The organism is Xanthomonas sp. MUS 060 (genome assembly GCF_000963215.1).
Lineage (GTDB): Bacteria > Pseudomonadota > Gammaproteobacteria > Xanthomonadales > Xanthomonadaceae > Xanthomonas_A.
Genome location: NZ_JZIM01000001.1, coordinates 232,074 through 249,855, shown reverse-complemented (window position 1 = coordinate 249,855; position 17,782 = coordinate 232,074). Strand labels below are relative to the sequence as shown.

The 17,782-nt window shown below is 57.2% G+C and carries 28 protein-coding genes and 1 tRNA gene; 13 read left to right on the top strand and 16 right to left on the bottom strand.

Annotated elements, in window-relative coordinates:
• Positions 1-229: 229 nt before the first annotated feature.
• The 11 genes from XANALMUS060_RS01115 to XANALMUS060_RS01070 form a co-directional block, all read right to left on the bottom strand.
• Positions 230-475, bottom strand: coding sequence for a hypothetical protein (locus XANALMUS060_RS01115; protein WP_045736786.1), 246 nt, complete (start codon positions 473-475; stop codon positions 230-232).
• Complete coding sequence (locus XANALMUS060_RS01110) at positions 472-747, bottom strand: DUF4031 domain-containing protein (protein ID WP_045736785.1); 276 nt, start codon at positions 745-747, stop codon at positions 472-474. The genes XANALMUS060_RS01115 and XANALMUS060_RS01110 overlap by 4 nt, the downstream gene beginning before the upstream one ends.
• Complete coding sequence (locus XANALMUS060_RS19445) at positions 744-995, bottom strand: hypothetical protein (RefSeq protein ID WP_152640350.1); 252 nt, start codon at positions 993-995, stop codon at positions 744-746. Before XANALMUS060_RS19445 ends, XANALMUS060_RS01110 begins: the two co-directional genes overlap by 4 nt.
• A 180-nt stretch (positions 996-1,175) precedes the next feature.
• Positions 1,176-1,544 (bottom strand): Ref family recombination enhancement nuclease, encoded by a 369-nt coding sequence (locus XANALMUS060_RS01105; RefSeq protein ID WP_045736784.1) that lies wholly within the window; start codon positions 1,542-1,544, stop codon positions 1,176-1,178.
• Positions 1,541-2,119, bottom strand: coding sequence for a hypothetical protein (locus tag XANALMUS060_RS01100; protein ID WP_235430292.1), 579 nt, complete (start codon positions 2,117-2,119; stop codon positions 1,541-1,543). The genes XANALMUS060_RS01105 and XANALMUS060_RS01100 overlap by 4 nt, the downstream gene beginning before the upstream one ends.
• Positions 2,120-2,133: 14 nt before the next feature.
• Positions 2,134-2,679, bottom strand: a complete 546-nt coding sequence (locus XANALMUS060_RS01095) for a hypothetical protein (RefSeq protein WP_045736783.1) — start codon at positions 2,677-2,679, stop codon at positions 2,134-2,136.
• Entirely contained in the window at positions 2,676-3,959 is a 1,284-nt protein-coding gene (locus tag XANALMUS060_RS01090; RefSeq protein ID WP_235430290.1) for a DnaB-like helicase C-terminal domain-containing protein, read from the bottom strand. Before XANALMUS060_RS01090 ends, XANALMUS060_RS01095 begins: the two co-directional genes overlap by 4 nt.
• A complete protein-coding gene (locus XANALMUS060_RS17380; RefSeq protein WP_152640349.1) occupies positions 3,956-4,603 on the bottom strand; it encodes a hypothetical protein in 648 nt (215 codons plus the stop codon). Before XANALMUS060_RS17380 ends, XANALMUS060_RS01090 begins: the two co-directional genes overlap by 4 nt.
• A gap of 100 nt (positions 4,604-4,703) precedes the next feature.
• Complete coding sequence (locus XANALMUS060_RS01080; RefSeq protein WP_045736782.1) at positions 4,704-5,069, bottom strand: hypothetical protein; 366 nt, start codon at positions 5,067-5,069, stop codon at positions 4,704-4,706.
• Positions 5,070-5,144: 75 nt separating this feature from the next.
• Positions 5,145-5,498, bottom strand: a complete 354-nt coding sequence (locus XANALMUS060_RS01075; protein WP_045736781.1) for a hypothetical protein — start codon at positions 5,496-5,498, stop codon at positions 5,145-5,147.
• Positions 5,485-5,712: a hypothetical protein gene (locus XANALMUS060_RS01070; RefSeq protein ID WP_045736780.1), complete on the bottom strand. Its 228-nt coding sequence runs from the start codon at positions 5,710-5,712 to the stop codon at positions 5,485-5,487. The genes XANALMUS060_RS01075 and XANALMUS060_RS01070 overlap by 14 nt, the downstream gene beginning before the upstream one ends.
• A 76-nt stretch (positions 5,713-5,788) precedes the next feature.
• Between XANALMUS060_RS01070 and XANALMUS060_RS17375 the strand changes: the two genes are divergently transcribed.
• Positions 5,789-6,346: a hypothetical protein gene (locus XANALMUS060_RS17375; protein WP_052688063.1), complete on the top strand. Its 558-nt coding sequence runs from the start codon at positions 5,789-5,791 to the stop codon at positions 6,344-6,346.
• Between the two features lie 39 nt (positions 6,347-6,385).
• The gene (locus tag XANALMUS060_RS01060; protein ID WP_082064771.1) at positions 6,386-7,963 is read left to right on the top strand and encodes an MASE1 domain-containing protein; all 1,578 of its coding nucleotides are present in this window, start codon (positions 6,386-6,388) and stop codon (positions 7,961-7,963) included.
• On the opposite strand, the gene XANALMUS060_RS18095 is transcribed toward XANALMUS060_RS01060, so the two are convergent.
• From XANALMUS060_RS18095 to XANALMUS060_RS17370, 3 genes are all read right to left on the bottom strand, one after another.
• Positions 7,873-8,316, bottom strand: coding sequence for a hypothetical protein (locus tag XANALMUS060_RS18095; RefSeq protein ID WP_082064768.1), 444 nt, complete (start codon positions 8,314-8,316; stop codon positions 7,873-7,875). The two genes, XANALMUS060_RS01060 and XANALMUS060_RS18095, sit on opposite strands and share 91 nt — an antisense overlap.
• Before the next feature lie 41 nt (positions 8,317-8,357).
• Complete coding sequence (locus XANALMUS060_RS01055) at positions 8,358-9,551, bottom strand: ATP-binding protein (protein ID WP_082064765.1); 1,194 nt, start codon at positions 9,549-9,551, stop codon at positions 8,358-8,360.
• A gap of 382 nt (positions 9,552-9,933) precedes the next feature.
• The gene (locus XANALMUS060_RS17370; RefSeq protein WP_152640348.1) at positions 9,934-10,644 is read right to left on the bottom strand and encodes a hypothetical protein; all 711 of its coding nucleotides are present in this window, start codon (positions 10,642-10,644) and stop codon (positions 9,934-9,936) included.
• A gap of 208 nt (positions 10,645-10,852) precedes the next feature.
• Between XANALMUS060_RS17370 and XANALMUS060_RS20435 the strand changes: the two genes are divergently transcribed.
• The 11 genes from XANALMUS060_RS20435 to XANALMUS060_RS00995 all read left to right on the top strand — a co-directional run bounded on the left by XANALMUS060_RS20435 (position 10,853) and on the right by XANALMUS060_RS00995 (position 16,861).
• The gene (locus XANALMUS060_RS20435; protein ID WP_052688061.1) at positions 10,853-11,587 is read left to right on the top strand and encodes a hypothetical protein; all 735 of its coding nucleotides are present in this window, start codon (positions 10,853-10,855) and stop codon (positions 11,585-11,587) included.
• A gap of 362 nt (positions 11,588-11,949) precedes the next feature.
• Complete coding sequence (locus XANALMUS060_RS01035; RefSeq protein ID WP_045736776.1) at positions 11,950-12,165, top strand: hypothetical protein; 216 nt, start codon at positions 11,950-11,952, stop codon at positions 12,163-12,165.
• 132 nt (positions 12,166-12,297) lie between these two features.
• A complete protein-coding gene (locus XANALMUS060_RS19435) occupies positions 12,298-12,540 on the top strand; it encodes a hypothetical protein (RefSeq protein ID WP_152640346.1) in 243 nt (80 codons plus the stop codon).
• Between the two features lie 221 nt (positions 12,541-12,761).
• Positions 12,762-13,655, top strand: coding sequence for an ATP-binding protein (locus XANALMUS060_RS01030; RefSeq protein WP_045736775.1), 894 nt, complete (start codon positions 12,762-12,764; stop codon positions 13,653-13,655).
• 2 nt (positions 13,656-13,657) lie between these two features.
• Positions 13,658-14,272: a hypothetical protein gene (locus tag XANALMUS060_RS01025; protein WP_152640345.1), complete on the top strand. Its 615-nt coding sequence runs from the start codon at positions 13,658-13,660 to the stop codon at positions 14,270-14,272.
• The gene (locus tag XANALMUS060_RS01020) at positions 14,272-14,721 is read left to right on the top strand and encodes a single-stranded DNA-binding protein (protein ID WP_045736773.1); all 450 of its coding nucleotides are present in this window, start codon (positions 14,272-14,274) and stop codon (positions 14,719-14,721) included. The genes XANALMUS060_RS01025 and XANALMUS060_RS01020 overlap by 1 nt, the downstream gene beginning before the upstream one ends.
• A gap of 9 nt (positions 14,722-14,730) precedes the next feature.
• On the top strand, positions 14,731-15,219 hold the full coding sequence (locus XANALMUS060_RS01015) for a hypothetical protein (protein ID WP_045736772.1): 489 nt from the start codon (positions 14,731-14,733) through the stop codon (positions 15,217-15,219).
• A gap of 444 nt (positions 15,220-15,663) precedes the next feature.
• Positions 15,664-15,990: a hypothetical protein gene (locus XANALMUS060_RS01010; protein ID WP_045736771.1), complete on the top strand. Its 327-nt coding sequence runs from the start codon at positions 15,664-15,666 to the stop codon at positions 15,988-15,990.
• A gap of 23 nt (positions 15,991-16,013) precedes the next feature.
• Positions 16,014-16,247, top strand: coding sequence for a hypothetical protein (locus XANALMUS060_RS01005; protein ID WP_235430288.1), 234 nt, complete (start codon positions 16,014-16,016; stop codon positions 16,245-16,247).
• Entirely contained in the window at positions 16,240-16,647 is a 408-nt protein-coding gene (locus XANALMUS060_RS01000; RefSeq protein ID WP_045736769.1) for a hypothetical protein, read from the top strand. Before XANALMUS060_RS01005 ends, XANALMUS060_RS01000 begins: the two co-directional genes overlap by 8 nt.
• A complete protein-coding gene (locus XANALMUS060_RS00995) occupies positions 16,628-16,861 on the top strand; it encodes an AlpA family phage regulatory protein (protein ID WP_045736768.1) in 234 nt (77 codons plus the stop codon). The genes XANALMUS060_RS01000 and XANALMUS060_RS00995 overlap by 20 nt, the downstream gene beginning before the upstream one ends.
• Positions 16,862-16,924: 63 nt before the next feature.
• Here XANALMUS060_RS00995 and XANALMUS060_RS00990 read toward each other — a convergent pair.
• Positions 16,925-17,000, bottom strand: a tRNA-Lys gene (locus XANALMUS060_RS00990).
• 64 nt (positions 17,001-17,064) lie between these two features.
• Positions 17,065-17,730, bottom strand: a complete 666-nt coding sequence (queC, locus tag XANALMUS060_RS00985; protein ID WP_045728251.1) for a 7-cyano-7-deazaguanine synthase QueC — start codon at positions 17,728-17,730, stop codon at positions 17,065-17,067.
• Positions 17,731-17,782 lie beyond the last annotated feature (52 nt).

Sequence of the window (17,782 nt, the reverse complement as noted above, 5' to 3'; positions counted from 1 at the left end):
CCAACCATTCCCGATAATCCAGATAACCGATGCCTGCGAAAAATGCGCTAGATATCGCCCACAAAAATCCGGCCAAACCTCTGAAACTCATGCCCCAAAGAGCGGTGTTGAAGCTGCAAGCCATGAATGAAAAAAGAAGATAGATAAAACATGCCAGTACAATGCTTGCAACTACGGCAGCCCTGAAATAGCTCATGAATGCTTGCAACTACGGCAGCCCTGAAATAGCTCATGATTCCTCCTCATCAGAATTTGATTCACCAATAGCGAAGGGCTGGATGACGAGGAGCGCTTTATGCAATATCGAGTCATTAAAGTAAGTGAGAATTTTTCCGCTGGCATGATCCAACGCGTGGGCAATTAAGTGCATGCCAGCGATCAACAGCCACGGCGCGGCTACAACAAGTACCGCAGGTATCGAGACCCACCACTGCCAGCGCCGCAAAATTTCTGGAGGGAAATACTTCCGGGTCATCCCTGCGCCTCCTGCACCAACATCCGACGCTCTCGCATCATCCTTGCCGTATCGCGCATATCGATTTCAACGGCACCAGCTTTAACCGCTTTTGCCCGCGCGCTCAATGCAATGTCGTAATGCTCTTTGACTGTGCCTGGGTGCTGTATCCATCGGTGTGCCACGCCGATCCGCTCTGCCATCGCATCCAGTTCTTCGCGACTATCTGCAAGCATGTGACACATAACCATCCTGCCGAATTTTGTGCGCATGTTGTCCACGTAGACGGTCATCCCTGCGCCCCCTTTGCAATTTCGGCGTCGATTGCTGCGTCCAAAACGTCACCGCATAAGTCTCCGCCTAAACTATCAATTACAGACCAGTGCTGATGGCGGCGAAGGTGCTGATACCGCTCTGCATCCCGCTGCGCATCACGGAGCGCACGCAGATGCACCATTGCATGTTGCAGCATGAGTTCTGCGCCGTAATCGTGCGACGCAATGCGCTCCTCGATCTCATCAATTGTGTAAAGTTCGCGCATCTCACTCTCCCTTGCTGTATGTCTTGACGTTGTTTAGCGCATACCACTGGCGCAACGAGTTGAGTTGATCCGCAACTACTCCACCGTCCCTGCTGATTGATCCGTCTGCGTGTCGCTGCGTTTTGCTTGGGCGGTACTGCGGGTTTGTCGTGCGCCAGTCAGGGCGCGATGGCTTGGGCTTCATGCGGCCCTCGCCGTGTGCTGGTCGATCAATGTGTTCTGGAGGTCCAGCAGGTAGTCGTCACGACCGATTTGCTCGCGAAATGCGCGCGGCTGACGCGCGTATGACGGCCCGAACATCGCCTCGCACTGCACTACGGACATGCCGCCGAACGGCTCGCCGCGGTGCGACCAACTGTTGAGGCCGATGGTGTAGTCGTGGCCGCGACGCGGCGCACCGTGCTTGCCGCCAATCGTCATGTGGTGGATCTCGCAGGGGACGTGGCCCAGGCCGAGTGAGCGCGCGACGATGCAGCCGATCTCACGGATCGCATCGAACCGGGCCTGCTGTGCGCGCGTCGGCGCTCCGGTGCTGCGACCGCGTTTCATGCGGCCACCTGCATGCGGTTCGCAGCGCAGCGGCGTGCCAACTCGACCAGCCATTCGGCCAGCGCCGGCGGTGTGTGCTCGCGCTCGGCCTTCGTGATTTCGGACCGGTAGCCGGGCATACCGACCCGTAGACCTCGCCGATTTGTCACCACGCATGGCGCGCGCCCCAACCGCAGGGGGATAGCGGGCACGTCGCCAGGCTCGCAGCCGACGACGTACAGCAGCGTCTTCTTCTCGGCGCGGTGACCAAAATGGTACTGGTCGATGCCAATGGTGAAGCCGCCAATTGAATCGCGGCGCCCTGCACCAGGAAGGCCAGCATGCGGCCACAACCTGGACATCCGCGGGTGCTCCAAGACGCCGCCCCAGCGCTGCACCTGTTCGACCGCCCATGGCGCCAGGTCCTTCTCGCCCGGCAGCGGCTTGGCCAGTCCGCGGAGCGAACCCCATGCGCGGCATGGAGGATGCGCAACCACGGGCATTGCGCCGGCGAACGTGCGCGCGTCGCGCTCCTTGTCGTACACGTCGCAGCCGGGCAGCGTTTTGTAGATGCTGTCGGCGCGAGCGAACAGCACGGCTACATGTTGCATCACGCCGCCCTCCTCTGCTCGCCAGCAACCATCAGCAGATACTCGGCGCGCACGTCGTCGGTCATCGCCGACTGATAATGCTGGTCGATGTGATCGCAGATGCCGAGGAAAAACTGCTCGAACTCAGCGCCGTCCATCTCATCAAACGCGATCGAGCGCGGCACCTGCACCGCGACTTTTCCAAGCACCGGCCCAAGATCCAATTCCATCGGCTCGCAGCAAACGCCGGCCTCGCGCTGTACCTGCTTCAGCGCATCGTGGCTGCCGATATTGCGAAATGCTTCGACGTTATCGACAAGCAGTGCGCCGACCGCATGCGCCAAGCGATGGAACTTCACGTTACGCGGCTTCTTGATCTCAAGCCGCAGTTCGTCGCCGCGACGGTAGCCACGCTCGTGCATCAGCTTCCGGTCGATCGGATGCGCCGCCAGGATGGCCAGGCGCTCCTCGCCGGTATCAAGCACCACCACGCGCTCAACGATTGCGTACACCGGACGACGTGCGCGCTTCGCGCGGACTTTCTTCGCTGCCGGGGTCATGCTCATGCGGCATACTCCAAGTCATCGCTGCGGCGAATATCCTCGAAAGCCATGGTTTCGGGCCGGAACCGGAACTTCTTGTAACCCGTCGGGCCGTGACGGTTTTTTTCGATCAGCACCTCGGCGATGCCCTGCTCTTGGCTTTCGCGGTTGTAAACCTCATCCCGGTACAGCATCAGGATCTGGTCGGCCTCACGGGTCAGTTCGTCGCTGTTGGCCAAGTCGCCGGCATTCGGACGCTTGTCGTTGCGTGTGTCCACGCCCTTGACGACCTGCGCGAGCGCGACCACGGGGATTTGCAGGTCGCGGGCCAGATTCTTCAGTCCACGCGCGACGAGCGACACCTCGGTGATGCGATCTGCACGCGGCACTGTGATCCGCTGTGCGTAGTCCACGAACAGCACTTGGATGCCATGCGCGTGCTTCCACTTGCGGGCCACGCCGACCAATTCGTCCAGCGTCACCGCAGAGCGGTCATAGATCCAAACGGCTCGGTCACGCGCTCGCTTGATTCCATGCGATATCTTGGCCCAGTCCTCTTCGTGGACCGATCCAGAGCGGATCGACTTGGCCGACACGCCAGAAGCAAGCGAAGCGCGGCGAATGCCGATCTGCGCTGCTGGCTGCTCAGCGCTGATAACTCCGACTCGATAGTCAGCCGCCGATGCCGCCTCGGCCAGGCCGAGCATGAACGCTGTCTTGCCCATCGCGGGCCGACCGCCAATGATCGTCAGGTCTGAGTCGTGCCAGCCGCCCAGGATTTCGTCTAACTCACGCAGACCAGTCGTGATACCCGGCAACTTGCCGCCGTTGCTGTACGCCTGCTCGGTAATCGCGAACGCCATCTGCAGAATCTGCTTGCCGGTGAACTCATGCTCTGTCACCTCGGCGTTGAGCGAGAGCAGCGCCGCAATAGCTTCGTTGACTGACTCGGGATCGCGTCCACGCGCACCAGCAAGCAGCCGCTGCCCAATTCCGGCAGCCTCGCGCATCCGCCAGTTCTCGCGGACGATGTCAGCGTAGACCTCAACGCTGCTGCCGTAGATTCCGGCAGAGGCCAGTTCCATCACCGCCACCGCATCGTCCGGCAACGCGTCCATCAGAGTCACGGCATCAGCCGGCTGACCTGAGACGATCGCGTCACGGATCGCAGCCCAGAGGCGGCGGCGAAACGGCGTGGTGAACTGCTCGGCGCAGACCAGCGTCGCCACGTCGTGAAACGCCTCGTTGCGCGCCATGACGCCAGCCAGCACAGCATCCTCGGCATGGGCGGGAGATTCGCTCACAGCGCCCTCCTTCCGCCACCGGGGCGCTGGTCCATCGGGATCACGTTGCCTTGCTCCGGTGGTAACTTCGCCCAGTTCTCGCGGACCGCCTCCATGAACGCCGCGTCCCAGTCGGCGTAGGTGTACCCCTTCGCCGCGGCCTTGGCCCGGAACGATTCGAGGTGCTGGTCAAGTCGCCCATGGCCCTTCTCGGCTGCCCATGACCGAACACGATCTGAAATTCCGAAGTCAGCAGGTAGGGAGGTTTTCGAAGGCGCGCGCTTGCGCGGTTCTTTCTTTTCTTCTCTCTTCTCTTCTTCTCTCTTCTCTTCTAGAGCGTCACTCTTCCGTTCCTGTGACGTCACTGCATCGTCACTGAGACGTTTCCGGTAGGCGCGAGTCCTTGCTGTGCTTGAGTCTGAGGACTTCTGTCGCTCTTCCCAATGCACGATGTTCCAGTGCTTGTCGATGAAACCCTTAGCAATAAAAAGCGCCTTCGTTTCCGCCAATTCTTGTTCCGTGATGCGCAACTGAAATGCGATCTCATCGTCACGAAGCGTCACTGTGACGTCACTGCAACGCATGCAGAACAGCATGACCAGGCGGCGCTGCATCGCCTCGCCCATCATCTGCACCTTGGGGTCAGACGCGAACTCCGAGTACATGCGGAACCACTGGTTAGCCATCACGCCCCCTGCAGAATCAGCAGGCAGCCGGCGATGTGCCAGCGGAATTGAACGATTCGGATAGCGCGTGCGGTAGCGTTCATGAGGCTTGCCTCAGTAGGCCAGCCAGCCGCTCGACCTCACGGCGCGCGCAGCTATCGCTGAGCGCTGTCTGCAAGTCCAGATACTGGCGAAGCAGGTTGGACCCGGTCGCCGCACACAGCGGGCCGACCAGGCGGGACGGGATGGGCCGCTTGCCGGCGCGCAGGCGCGACAAGTAGCCCTCCGACTTACCGACCGCCTTGGCAATGCTGGCGAGCTTGTGCCCGCCTGCCCGCATGGCCACGGCCAGCGCCTGCGATTCCGATTCGATCTGCCGTAGCAGCTTGGCCGGTGCATCCGTCGGTGCGCGATGCACGCCGAATGCCAGCCTCAGTTCCGTCTGTTGATTGCCAGGGGTTGCCATGACTTGCCTTTTCTTGCCAAGCCCGTTCGGGCGAAAAAATGGGCCTGCCCCGCGAAGAGCAAGCCCGCTATGAATTCAGTACGAAATGCCCCGCCCAACGTCGTGACGTTGGCCAGGATTGGAGGGAACGTGTTCGCCGTGCGCTGGTGCAGCGGCAGGCTCGTCGTGCGGATGCTGCGGAGGGGCAGCTAGATGGGAAGCCAGGTCAATCTCGACATGCCAAGTGACGTGCTTAGCGCGAAACGCATTCCTCTTCATCACGTTCGCGAAACGGCGATCAATGCCCAGGAGCCGATCTTGAAATCGGCTCATCTGCTCATCGGTCAGCCGAAGTCGCTGCAACTCCTGCCGCGCCGCGATCCTTGCTGCGCGCTCCATCGCAGCGTCAAGGTTCTCGCGCGATGGCATGTAGTACTCAGGCGGCAGCATCGTCGGCCTCCGGGGGCCAGATATCCGGGCGCAGGTCAGTGAGTCGTACCGCGCCGTCACTGAGCAAGTGCAGTTGACGCACCAGGGCACCGTCGAAGCGCTGTCCTATGCTCATTGCCTTGCGCAGGTATCCGATAGTCGTTCCGGCGCGCTCGGCATACTCCGCCTGCGCTGCTGGGGCGAGGGTTGACAGATAGGCTCGGAGGGTCTTCATCCCTCGATGATACCTTTTGGTAACTACATGTCAATACATTTTGGCAACATACCTCAGAGTAACCGAAAATAACTGCATGCCAGCAGAAGACAATCCCATCGTGGCCGCCCGCCGTAAAAGGCTCAGGGGCTGGATCGCAGACAAATTCGACTCGTCGAGGAAGGCATTCCTCGAGGATGTCGCAAGTCGTGGAAAGTTTCTTGATCCGACTGAAATTTCCAACTTGCAGAGCGGCAAGAGGTCGTTCGGAGAGAACAAGGCCAGGGAAATTGAACTCGCCGCATCTATGCCCGAGGGCTACTTGGTCAGCCCTCTCGCCAATTCCACCCATGCGAATTTGGCCGCGAGCGAGTCAGCAACTGAAGCGCCTCTGCCTGCACTGTTGACCCGCGCCCACAGAATCCTAGCTGCACGTGGGCCTTACAGCCTGGATGATGAACGAGATGCCTATGCTTTTTCGCAGGCATACGTTGCTGCCGCGGTGGAACACCTGAATGCATTCCAGCGCATGGAGGTGGATCGATCAGCAGCCCAGGCGATGCAGCAAGAACTGCGCAAGCAAGCAGGGGAAGATCTAAGCAACAAGCCAGCTGACGCGGAGAGGCGCGGCAAAGTGTCTACGCGACGCACCTAGTCAGGCTGTAATTTCCCCCATATAGCCAAGGGGGAAGCGATGGACCCTTTTAGAAAGAGTGTGCAAGCCTGTGTATGTGCAGGCATCTATTACTTCGCCTTTCGATTTGCCTGGCTGCACTCTGCTGATCAGTTTTTTCTGCCCGCAGGGCTTCGCATAGCATGCCTAATTTTTCTGCCATACCGGATGTGGCCGAGCGTCTTCATCGGGGACGCGGCAGCGATGATTTCTTTTCGAGTACCCTTTGCTGAGGGACAGGGCATCCCAGTATCCTGGGCCTATTGTAGTTCGCTTCTGTTCTCGCCGATCCTCGCGCTAGGGCCACTCGCACTACGCCATTTCTGGCCCATCGGCCACATGCAGGAGAGGAATCTGCCATTCACCCTGCTTGCTCTCGCAATCTGGGGTGTTGCGGCAAACATCGCATTGAATGTGATTCTCTCAGGCCCAGTTGAATCCGCACTCGCCAGTTACTTCTACAAGGTCAGTGCAGGCCAGTATTTGACCTCGCTTACTGCAGTCCTCCCGATCATGTTCTGGCTGCGCCGCGCAGATATCGATAACTGGAAGCCGCTTATCCGTGACGCGCTGCTGTGCGTTGGTGTGCTGCTAGGCACGTACTTCGTTGCCTGCAAAGTTGATGAGCCGTGGCAGCGTTTGACACTACTGGGCATGATGATCCTGCCTACGCTGGCACTCACCGTGTTGCACGGTTGGCGCGGAGCAGCCATTGGCATCGTCGCTGCGAACATATCACTTGGCCTATCGATCCCAACAACCGACATGTTCGGTAACCGAGACCTTGTGGTGTTCGTCGCACAGCAGACCCTTGCTGTGATGGGCACCTCTCTACTGCTGGCTGGCGCATCTATTTCAAAGGAATTCGATCGCAGCCGGCGCATCGCCCGCGGGGCGCGAGAACAGCGAGTGCTTGCCAGGGCAGACCACATATACATGGAGCAATCCTTGCGTGATCGCGCCGAAGCAATCGCAGAAGCTCAACAGCACATGAGCAATGCCTATCGTGAAATTGTCTGCCGCCTTCGCGACGATGGACATTACGCTCTCGCAATGCATATCAATGCGCAGAGAATGGAAAACACGCGCATCTTCTACCAACAAGCAACGGACATCTACCCTTTTCAACTTGAAACTTCCGGGTTGTTCACAGTACTTCAATCGGATGAATTTTCCAGCAAGCTGGCTTGTAATCACGCTGACTTCCGACTAACCGGCTCCCTGTTCGGTCACAGCTTAGCTTCCCAGCTCGTTACGTATAGATGTATCTGCCACGCCATCCAGATTTTGCCATGCTCTGCTTATATGATCTGTGTAAAAGCAGGGAATTCTGATCGTGGGAGGTGGATTGCTGCCGTGGTGAAGCCGAGGGATAAAACAAGCGCCATCCGGACCCTGACAAATTCTTCACGAATGGCGCAGGTGCAACTAGATGCCAAGCTGCAAGCACATGGCGGTCGTCATAAGATCAAGCCTAGAAAGGTAGCAATCCTTCTTGTCGACTCAGATCAAGGCTTATGCAACGGCACGATGATCCAAGAAAGCTTTCCCTTATCCCCTCCCCTCACAACCATGACAATGAAGTCATCTGACCTATAAACCACCTTTCCTGGCATGCTACTAATGCCCATCAGGGGAATGCTGACTCGATCAACATCAGTTCCGATCGGCATTACCCAGGCCGTATCGCCGATGCGGCCGACAGCGGATCGCACGCGTCCTTCGATGTCGTTGATCTGTAGATACGAGATGCCGTCACGCTCGAACCGATAAATTTTCCATGCCGAATCGGTAGATAGGTTTTGCGCTAATGGCTTAGCCTCCCCGAGTCCCGTATTGGTTTTCAGCACAGTCCCGCCAGAAGGACAGCACTGTGCTGCTGCATGGCCGGAAAAGAGCATCAAGCCCGACAATGCGCCTGCTACAACCTGATACTTAGTTAAGCTTTTCATGGATCACTCCGTTTCATCTAATAATAAAAAATTACTATTTATCATAGTATTTTTTGGCGGAATTCAGGAATTGCTCTCCTCATGTATTCATCAAAGAGAGGCACAGTAAAAGCCGTATCTCCATGGTTCGGAGCATAAATCATACCTTTTTTTATCAAAATACTACGTGTTGGAGCAACTGACTCGACCTTCCGACCAAGGCAAGCAGCAATATCTCCGGAACGGTGCGGGCCATGGCCCAATTCCGCCATCGCACGCATATAGGTTTTCTCGGTTGGAGTTAGCCTATCAAGCCTGACCCGAAAAAATGATGCATCCAACTCGGCAATAGCCCTTGTCGTGGCCTCCTCTGCATTATGCAACGTAATTGGACTTGTCGCCGCAGAATCCCATGCATGTTTCCCCCACTCCTGAAGAAAATACGGATAGCCCGATGTTTTATCTAGTATTTCCCGAATTGCCTGCGCTTCAAAATAAACACTTTCCCTTTCGGCGGGAACCCTAATGGCTGCTTCAGCATTATCTTTATCCAGCTTATCTACATGTACAAATTCAAACAACCGTTCTGCATATGACTTGGCATCCCCCATCTGTCCGAGCAACTGAGGCAGGCCAGCGCCGACCATCGTTATAGGCAATTGCAACTGGGATGCCGCATGTAAGGCCATGATCAAAGAAGCAAGTTGCTGCTCTTGAACATGCTGAATTTCATCAATGAAGAGGATAACCGCAGTTTCTTGTTCTTTTGCTGCTCTTCCTACGGCTAACATTAACTCAGTCATATCATGGTCAAGATCCCCGCTATCCGCTATTCCAACTTCAGATGGATGCTCAATCGCAACTTCTATGTCATTAAATTTGACCTTCAAAGCACTGATGAATCCCCGAAATGCTGACACAGCCTTGGCAGTATATTCTTTTGCCATCTCTGTACGAGATAACTGAAGCAATGTCGCCCTCAGGCTTGGGGCTAAAGCAGCCGGCAAGGATCGATTCTCTGGCGCTTCTACTGCTACAGAATATACGCCTGTATCTCTGGCGTTCATCCGAACCCTATTAAGCAAAACTGTTTTTCCAACGCCTCGCAGGCCATACATGACAAAGCTCCTTGCAGCACGTCCGGCCTTTATTCGATGTAATGCAACATCGATGCGTTCGATGAGGCTATTTCGCCCTGCTAGCTCTGGCGGGGGCGTACCAGCACCTGGCGCGTAAGGGTTTGTCTTGGGATCCATAGCATTCTTATCCGACCTTATGATGTATTACACAACCTTATCACACCTTACTACGCCTTAGCGTTCAGCATCCCATGAAGTGATCAGCGAGCAATCGCTGTATTGAGCTATCGCCCCCGGTGGGAGTGACTGGCGTGGTGGCTGCCTGTTTCTCGGTACGGATCGACAGTTCCGGCCTTCCCTGTGTACGGGTTGAAATTGCCTCGCGTCGAATAGTTGTCGAGCTTTGTGTGGTTCGGTGAACTCCTGTAGTGAGGCTGTACGTATGTACCGTTCGACCGGTAGTAGCCGCGGACGTGGACCTGCGCAAATGCCGGGACGCTGGCAAACATCAAGGCTAACGCTAACCAAATTGCTTTCATGTAGCACCTCTCTTCCGCCGTCATTGACTCTCAGATCCTGACGCCTGGGCTGCACTCGCGGCGACAATGGTGCAGCTATCTGCTGTGGGGAACCCGAGGACTTCACCGTTACCTTCGCAAACGGCGGTGATCTTCTGGCCTTTTGATAGGCCGGAAGCGGAAGCCTTGTCGATGCCTTCCAGTTGCACGAAGCCGAAGCCATCCCCGCCTGAAAGGCTAATTGTCGGCTCATCCATGATGTTCGATTCGACTGCATTCACCGTGCCACTGATCTTCAGCGACTTGCCCTTGTATTTGCCATCCGCCGCGATCTCATTTGCTTTGTAGGCACGATAGATCTGTGTGGCGCTGACCTTGATTGCGTCTTCCGCAGGTGCGGCCTTTACATCAGCAGCAACGGCAGCGACAGGCTGCGCGGCTTTTGCTTGCTCCTTGTAATGATCGTATGACCCCTTCGAGATTGAGGCTCCGAAGATGGCAAGACCAACGAAGTAGATGATCGGTGATGCGATGAGGGATGCGAGGAGCTGCCAAAGCCCCTTCATTGCTCCCCCCTTCACCATTGCGACAATAGCCAGGATGAAAGCCACCAAATTGAGTGGGCAGCCAATGAAGATTCCGAGGCCAGGGACGGGTAGAAGGAAACAAATCCACGCGATGGCAAGAAGAATCCATGCCGCTTTGCCTACGGACTTTTGGGGTGGTGCAATTTCTATTGCTGAATTACTCACTTCGACTCCTTTTCCCTTGCCGTCATTGGCCTCGTGATCGTAACGCCAAGGCTACACGCGGGCGCAGACAAGTACGGGCACACCGAAAGAGTGAATGGAAAATTTACGGTTCATAAATTTATCCATGATGGTTACTTTTTAGTATTTACATTGAGTTACTTTTTGGTAACATCCTCCCATCGCCCCAGCCCGGGGCCGGGAGACGAAGATGGACAGCAGCAACCTGAGCTACAAGAACGATCCAGCACTCAAAGCGCTGCATGTAGCGCAAGCCGAGCAGCACGCGGCGCAGGACATGCTGGTTGCCGGCACTTTCGGCGAGGCATGCAATGGCCGGTTCCGTGGCTGTTCGGTGGGCTGCTTTGCTCACGAAATCGACCCGAATAGCAGTTCGTATCACGCAACGGTTGCAGAGGCACGCGGACTGCCGGAATGGCTGATTCAGCTTCAGGATTCAGTGTTCGAGGGACTCCCGGAATCAGAGCGTCCAAGCTTCCACGTTGAGCTTGCAAAGCGTATTCCTGTTGGCGCTGATCTCTCGCGCCTGCCTCACCTGATCGCTATCGCGCGCATCGACAGATTGCTCAAGTTACAGCGTGCCGCGCTGGCCCGCAGCCAGCCGGATCAAGTGCATGCGGCTATCGAACAGGTCCTTGCGGCCCTGGAGACAGGGCGCAGGTTCCACGAGGGCGCAGCAGGAGAGTCGGCGGCGGAGTGGTCGGCGTGGTCGGCGGAGTGGTCGGCGGCGCGGTCGGCGCGGTCGGCGGCGCGGTCGGCGGAGTGGTCGGCGGCGCGGTCGGCGCGGTCGGCGGCGGAGTCGGCGGCGGAGTCGGCGTGGTCGGCGGCGTGGTCGGCGGCGCGGTCGGCGCGGTCGGCGGAGTGGTCGGCGTGGATTGAAGAACGCGATGCTCTTTTCGCAAGTCTTGCGAAATTGGAGGGCTGAGCCATGGCCCGCTACTACACCCGGAATACGCCAACCGAGCGTGTCTGCCCGACATGCCAAGGAGCCGGCGAGCTGATTTGCAACAACTCCTTGGACAGCGATCCGCAGTGCGAATTCGATGTCCCCTGTACGCATCCAGACTGCAACGATGGCTGGATCCGCTGGGCACCGATTGATCCACTTGAGCAGTTGGCCGCAATGCGCCGTTGGCATTTGCGCCGGAGTCCGATGGAGTCGCAGCTTTACCGAGCAGCGTTCACCCGAGCGTTCGCGCCCGTGCTGGGCCGACTCCGGATGATCGAGGCGGCAATCCGCATGGACCTTGCGTGCCGCGAGGCGCTGGCTGCGTGGAGGAATGTGGCATGAGCGGCCAAATCCTGCATTTCCCGTTTCAAGACAGCTACGACAAGTACCAGGCATTGCATGTGCGGCAACTCGCACGCGATATGGGCATCGATCCGAAACAAGCTGAGCGCGACTTCCTCGCATCAGCAAATCTAAAACAGCAGCGCGCAGAAATGTCTGAGCAGGCACGGCGCGCTCGGATGCAGAAAGCAATGGGGGCGCGCAATGGATGACTTCGATAAATCGCAGAAAGAGTATCGCAGAAAAGAACGCAAGGAAAATATTTTGATGATTTTCGCCTCAATAATTGCCGCAGGCATCATCGTCTTTCTGACCATTTGTTTGGTCTTAAATTGGAGTCCGCAATGAATGCAAAAATTAAGTTCGCTGGGTTGTTGGCTCTATCCGTCTTCCTGCTTGACGTGGTCCGCCGCTGCTGGATTGTGGATGCGTGGAGCGCCCTGACGATTTTCTTTGTCTTGGCGGTCTTGTCGCTGTACGCAACTCGCAAGACATGGCGTGCTGCGCGTCGATCACACCTTCCGGCTGACTTCGTGCGGCCTAACTCACCAGATTTTCCCGCACAGCCACGACGCGGCATCCGCTGAACACGATAAATCCCCCGCGAACTGCGCGCGATTCCTTGGGCTGGCCGGAAGCCTCGCAGTACCGGCCCCTCCACCCAACAAAACAAGAGGCTGATTGTGATGACGACGATCCCGATTTCCACCTCTGAACCCGAGGAGTTCCCAGACGTAACAGATCCGAGCGAACCCAACCTACCCGATCCAACCTACCCCTTCGACACAACGCCTTTGGAGTTCTAACAATGGCCCTTCGCATCGTCCGCTCTTCCGACCCAATTAAGGTCACACGTCTGAACCTGTGCATCTACGCAGCGCCAGGATTAGGAAAAACGTCAATCTCGTTCACCGCAGACAAGCCGCTTCTTCTGGATTTTGACAGGGGCGCGCATCGCGCAACAAACCGCAAGGACACCGTGCAGGTGGAATCTTGGGACGATGTTGCCAGCATCACCTCCAACGACCTGGCGGACTTCAATACAGTGGTCGTGGATACTGCTGGACGCGCGCTTGACGTTCTGACCGCAGACATTATCCGTCGCTACCCGAAACTTGGCCGTGGCGGTGCGCTGACCCTGCAAGGCTACGGCACGCTGAAATCCGAATTTGTGGCGTGGCTGAAACACCTAAACAGCCTGGGCAAGGATGTGGTGCTGATCGCTCACATGGATGAGCAACGCAACGGCGACGAGATCATCGAGCGGCTCGACGTCCAGGGCGGCAGCAAGGGCGAGATATACAAGGCCGCCGATGCGATGGGCCGCTTGTCGATCCGCGACGGCAAGCGCGTGCTGAATTTCAGCCCCACCGACGCCGCGTTCGGCAAGAATCCAGGCCAGCTTGACGCCATGGATGTGCCGCGCCCTGACCTTGCACCAACGTTCTTGGCGGAAGTCATTGAACGCATCAAGGAGCGACTGAACGCAATGACGGAAGAGCAGCGCGAGGCTCAAGCTGTGATCGAGAAGTGGCGCGCCAACCTCGCCGACGTTGAGGACGCTCAAGGCATCAATGCGCTGGTCGCCGATGCTGCGAATGCGCCGCTGGCAGTCAAGGCACTCATCAACGACCGCGCGAAGAAGCTGGGCCTAACCTTCGACAAGAGGGTTGGCGAGTACGTCGCGCAGAAGGCGGCATGACCATGCGTGTATCCGCCACCGAGATTGATGCGTTCCGCTACTACCGGGACAACGAAGAAGCCGAGTTGGATCCGCTGCTGGCCCAGCTTCGGCGACAGATGGAGCCAACCGAGCCGATGCTTGCTGGGCGCGCATTCCATAAGGCACTTGAGTTGGCCGAACCAGGCGAAGTCGGTGTGTTCGAGCAGGACGGGTACAGGTTCGAGATCGCAACCGATGCAGATATCGACATACCCGACGTGCGCGAGCTGAAGGCCACACGCGATTACGTGATCGACGGTTTCTCCGTGACGCTCGTCGGCATGGTGGACGCGATCCACGGTCGGCGAGTGGACGACCATAAGACGACGGCGCGATTCGACCCGGAGCGCTTCTTGGACAGCTACCAGTGGCGCATCTATCTGGAGGTGTTCGGTGCAGACGAGTTCCGATGGAACGTATTCGAGTGGAGCAATTCAGAGCGCGATCCGAAGACATATGTCATACGCGCAGTGCATCCGCTGACGATGTACCGCTATCCGGGCTTGGCTGGCGACGTAGAGCGCGAATTGGAGGCATTCGTTACCTTCGCTCGCCAGCATCTGCCAGAGCGGCTTGAGATTGGGGAGGTGGCGTAATGGCACGTGGCATCAACCGCGTCATCCTCGTCGGCAACCTCGGCAACGATCCCGACACCAAGTACACCCAGTCCGGCATGGCCATCACCCGCGTCAGTCTGGCGACAACCAGCGTGCGCAAGGACCGCGACGGCAACCAGCAGGAGCGCACCGAGTGGCACCGAGTGGTGTTCTTCGGAAAGCTGGGCGAAATCGCTGGCGAGTACCTGCGTAAAGGGAGTTCGGTCTACGTCGAGGGTTCGCTGCGCTACGACAAGTACACCGGCCAGGACGGCGTGGAGACGTATTCCACGGACATCGTCGCCAACGAGATGCAGATGCTCGGTGGCCGTGGTGATAGCGATAGCTCATCAGGCGGAAATCGCCAGCGCACGCAGCCGCAAAGACAGCAGTCAACGCCGCAGCCGCCACCGATTGACGACTTCGCAGATGACGATATTCCATTCTGAGGGAACAACATGAACACGAACATCGATGAAGACAAGATAATCGATATCGCGCATGAAATTTATTTTGCCGCGCAGTTATTTAAGCATCGCGGTGAAGGTGTGCTGGATGGAGTTGAGCGTATTTCAAACATACTTACGCGCGAAATTTTTGCAGAAGCTACAGGCGTCAACACGCAAGAAACAGGGCAGAACGACACCCTGGAAACGCTGCTTGAAGCTGCACGCAAGCCTGTTCGGCTGGATGCGGTCGGCGCGCTGGACGGCAAGCTGCGGTGTCTGCAATCTCTGCTGCAGCAGATGAATGCCCAAGATGCTGCTACCGCTATCGGAGAAGCCAGGTCCGCCCTGCCCGCGCAGCAAGAACCGAGCGCATGGATGGTCAGAAATCCATCAGGCTGCGAATGGCCGCAGCGTGAGAAGCCGAAGGTCGTTCCACCTGGCTGGTCGTGCTATCCACTGTACAGAGGTGCATCTGAGGTCAGCAATGAACAAGCCTGATACCACAAACGAATGGCGCGACGCGGAACATCGTATGAAAGTAACGAGGTGCTGTCCTAAATGCAGATCGCGCGATCTAAGTATTGCTGAGGTTTTTGAGGCAATCCTCTTTACGACGGTAAGTGATGGCATGTTATCGAAAAAATCGGATGATCTTGAGACGGGCGACATTCTTGGTATTAGTTGCACGTGTTTAAAGTGCGGACACCGTTGGACGCCACGTGGAGCCAAGCAACTCTGGGACATATGCGATGAACAAGCCTGATACGCCAAAATTCAAACGCGGCCAGCGGGTTGAGTGGAGACTCGGTGAGTGTTCGCACCACCCGAAGTTTCGTGGGCTGATTACTTGCGTCCGTGATCGTTCTGTTTATGTAAGGTTCCCCGGCGCAATCGCTTCGACGAGTTTCTGCGGAGACGCTTTGAAAGCTCTAAGGATCATCGATGAACAAGACTGAAACTCAACGCATGATCGAAGTCATGCAGGCTTATATTGACGGAAAACAGATTGAATGCGGCGATGTCGGATCGTGCTCAGTTTGGACGACCATTAGTGATCCCCTGTGGGACTGGGGCTGTTGTGACTACCGCGTCAAACAGGAGCCGCGCGTTATCTACGTTAATGAGTATAGCGACGGTAGTATTGCTCCTCATGACAATATGGTCAGCGCTGATTGCATGTGCATACATGAAACTGCGGAGGAAGCTAGGCGTGGCGCAAACGACAAAGTATTGCGCGTAGCTGTCAAATATCGGGAGGTCATCGAATGACCAGAAAATTTTATGAGGATCACATGACCCGCGAAGAGCGAAATATCGGAAAGGCAGTAGTGCGGGCCGCCGCCAAACTCCCGCCGGGCTGGAATATTCATATCGTACTGCATCGCGGAAACGCAGATGTGCGTCTGTTTTTGCCACATGGGAAAGAAGTCTTTATCGATAACGATGACAAGCTTTTCAGTGCAGAAATTAACAGCGCTATCGACGCAGCAATGGCAGCACAGACGCAGGAGGTGCGGAATGTCTAAGTTACACGACAGCGTGGCGCGGTGGGAGCGGATGCAGGAAATCACAGATGCAGCGCACAATCACATGCGCGAGCTTCTTAAGCCGATGGTGCAGGCATTAGGCTGTGGCGAGGCCAGAGAGATAACGCAAATAAGGCACAGCACCAAAGAGATAGTGGTTAGTTACGTCAATTATTGGGGCGGCGAAAGGAACTGCTGGGACGTTAGTATCCCAAAGGAAGTATGGGATGCGGAAGACCCTGTTAGCGCAGCACACAAATACAGGGAAGCCCGAAGCAAGGAGGCAGGTATTGCCGAGCGCCAGCGCAAAATTGAGAAGATTCAGCAGTTGACGAAAGAACTCGCGGCTATGCAGAAGCTGGAAGAGCAGGAGGGGTGTGATGAGCATGGCGCAGAGTGAATGGGAAGAACTGGCATCACTGCCACGGGTGATGAAGATCACCGGGATTGCGAAATCCTCAATCTACAACCGCATGCGCGCCGGCACGTTCCCGAAGCCGGTGAAGGTCGGGCGCAGGGCGCTGTGGCCGGTGTCGCGATTGCATGCATGGGTAGACAAAGTCATCGCAGAAAACGATGCCGCCGATAGCTCAAAGGATGTAGGCACCGAGTAGGCACCAAACCCAAGGCCAAGGTTCCTAGCGGGCGGATTTTTCAGCGTAAATTACTGTTTTTATTGGTGGGCCGTGATGGATTCGAACCATCGACCAAAAGATTAAAAGTCTTCTGCTCTACCAACTGAGCTAACGGCCCAAAACAACGCCCCGGCATTGCGCCGGGGTACGTAGTCTACCTCAGTACGGAGCGTTTCGCGAAATCAAACGTAACGAGTCGGATCGGGGATACCAGCATCGGCGAAGCCGGCGGCACGCAAGCGACAAGCATCGCAGTGACCGCAGGCGCGACCGGCGGCGTCGGCGCGGTAGCACGAAACGGTCAGACCGAAGTCCACGCCCAGACGCACACCTTCGCGCACGATGTCGGCCTTGCTCATCTGCTGCAGCGGTGCATGCACGCGCAGCCCTGCGCCCTCCACACCAGCCTTTGTGGCGATGTTGGCAAGGGTTTGGAAGGCATCGATGAACTCCGGACGGCAGTCGGGATAGCCGGAGTAGTCCACCGCATTGACGCCGCAGAAGATGTCCGCCGCGCCCAACACCTCGGCCCAGCCCAATGCGACGGACAGCATGATGGTATTGCGCGCGGGCACATAGGTCACCGGGATACCCACGCCACCGGCATCCGGCACCTCGATGTCGTCAGTCAGAGCGGAGCCACCGATACTGCGCAGATCGATGTTAACGGTCTTGTGCGCCACCACATTCAGGGCGCTCGCCACGCGTGCGGCCGCGTCCAGTTCCGAGCTGTGGCGTTGACCATAGCGCACGCTCAACGCATGCACGGCATAGCCCTGGGCGCGGGCGATGGCGACGACGACGGCGGAATCCATGCCGCCGGAAAGAAGGACAACAGCGTTTTTCATGGGCACGCGGATCCGGGGGAAAAGAAGGAATGCCTGAACACGCGAACGGATA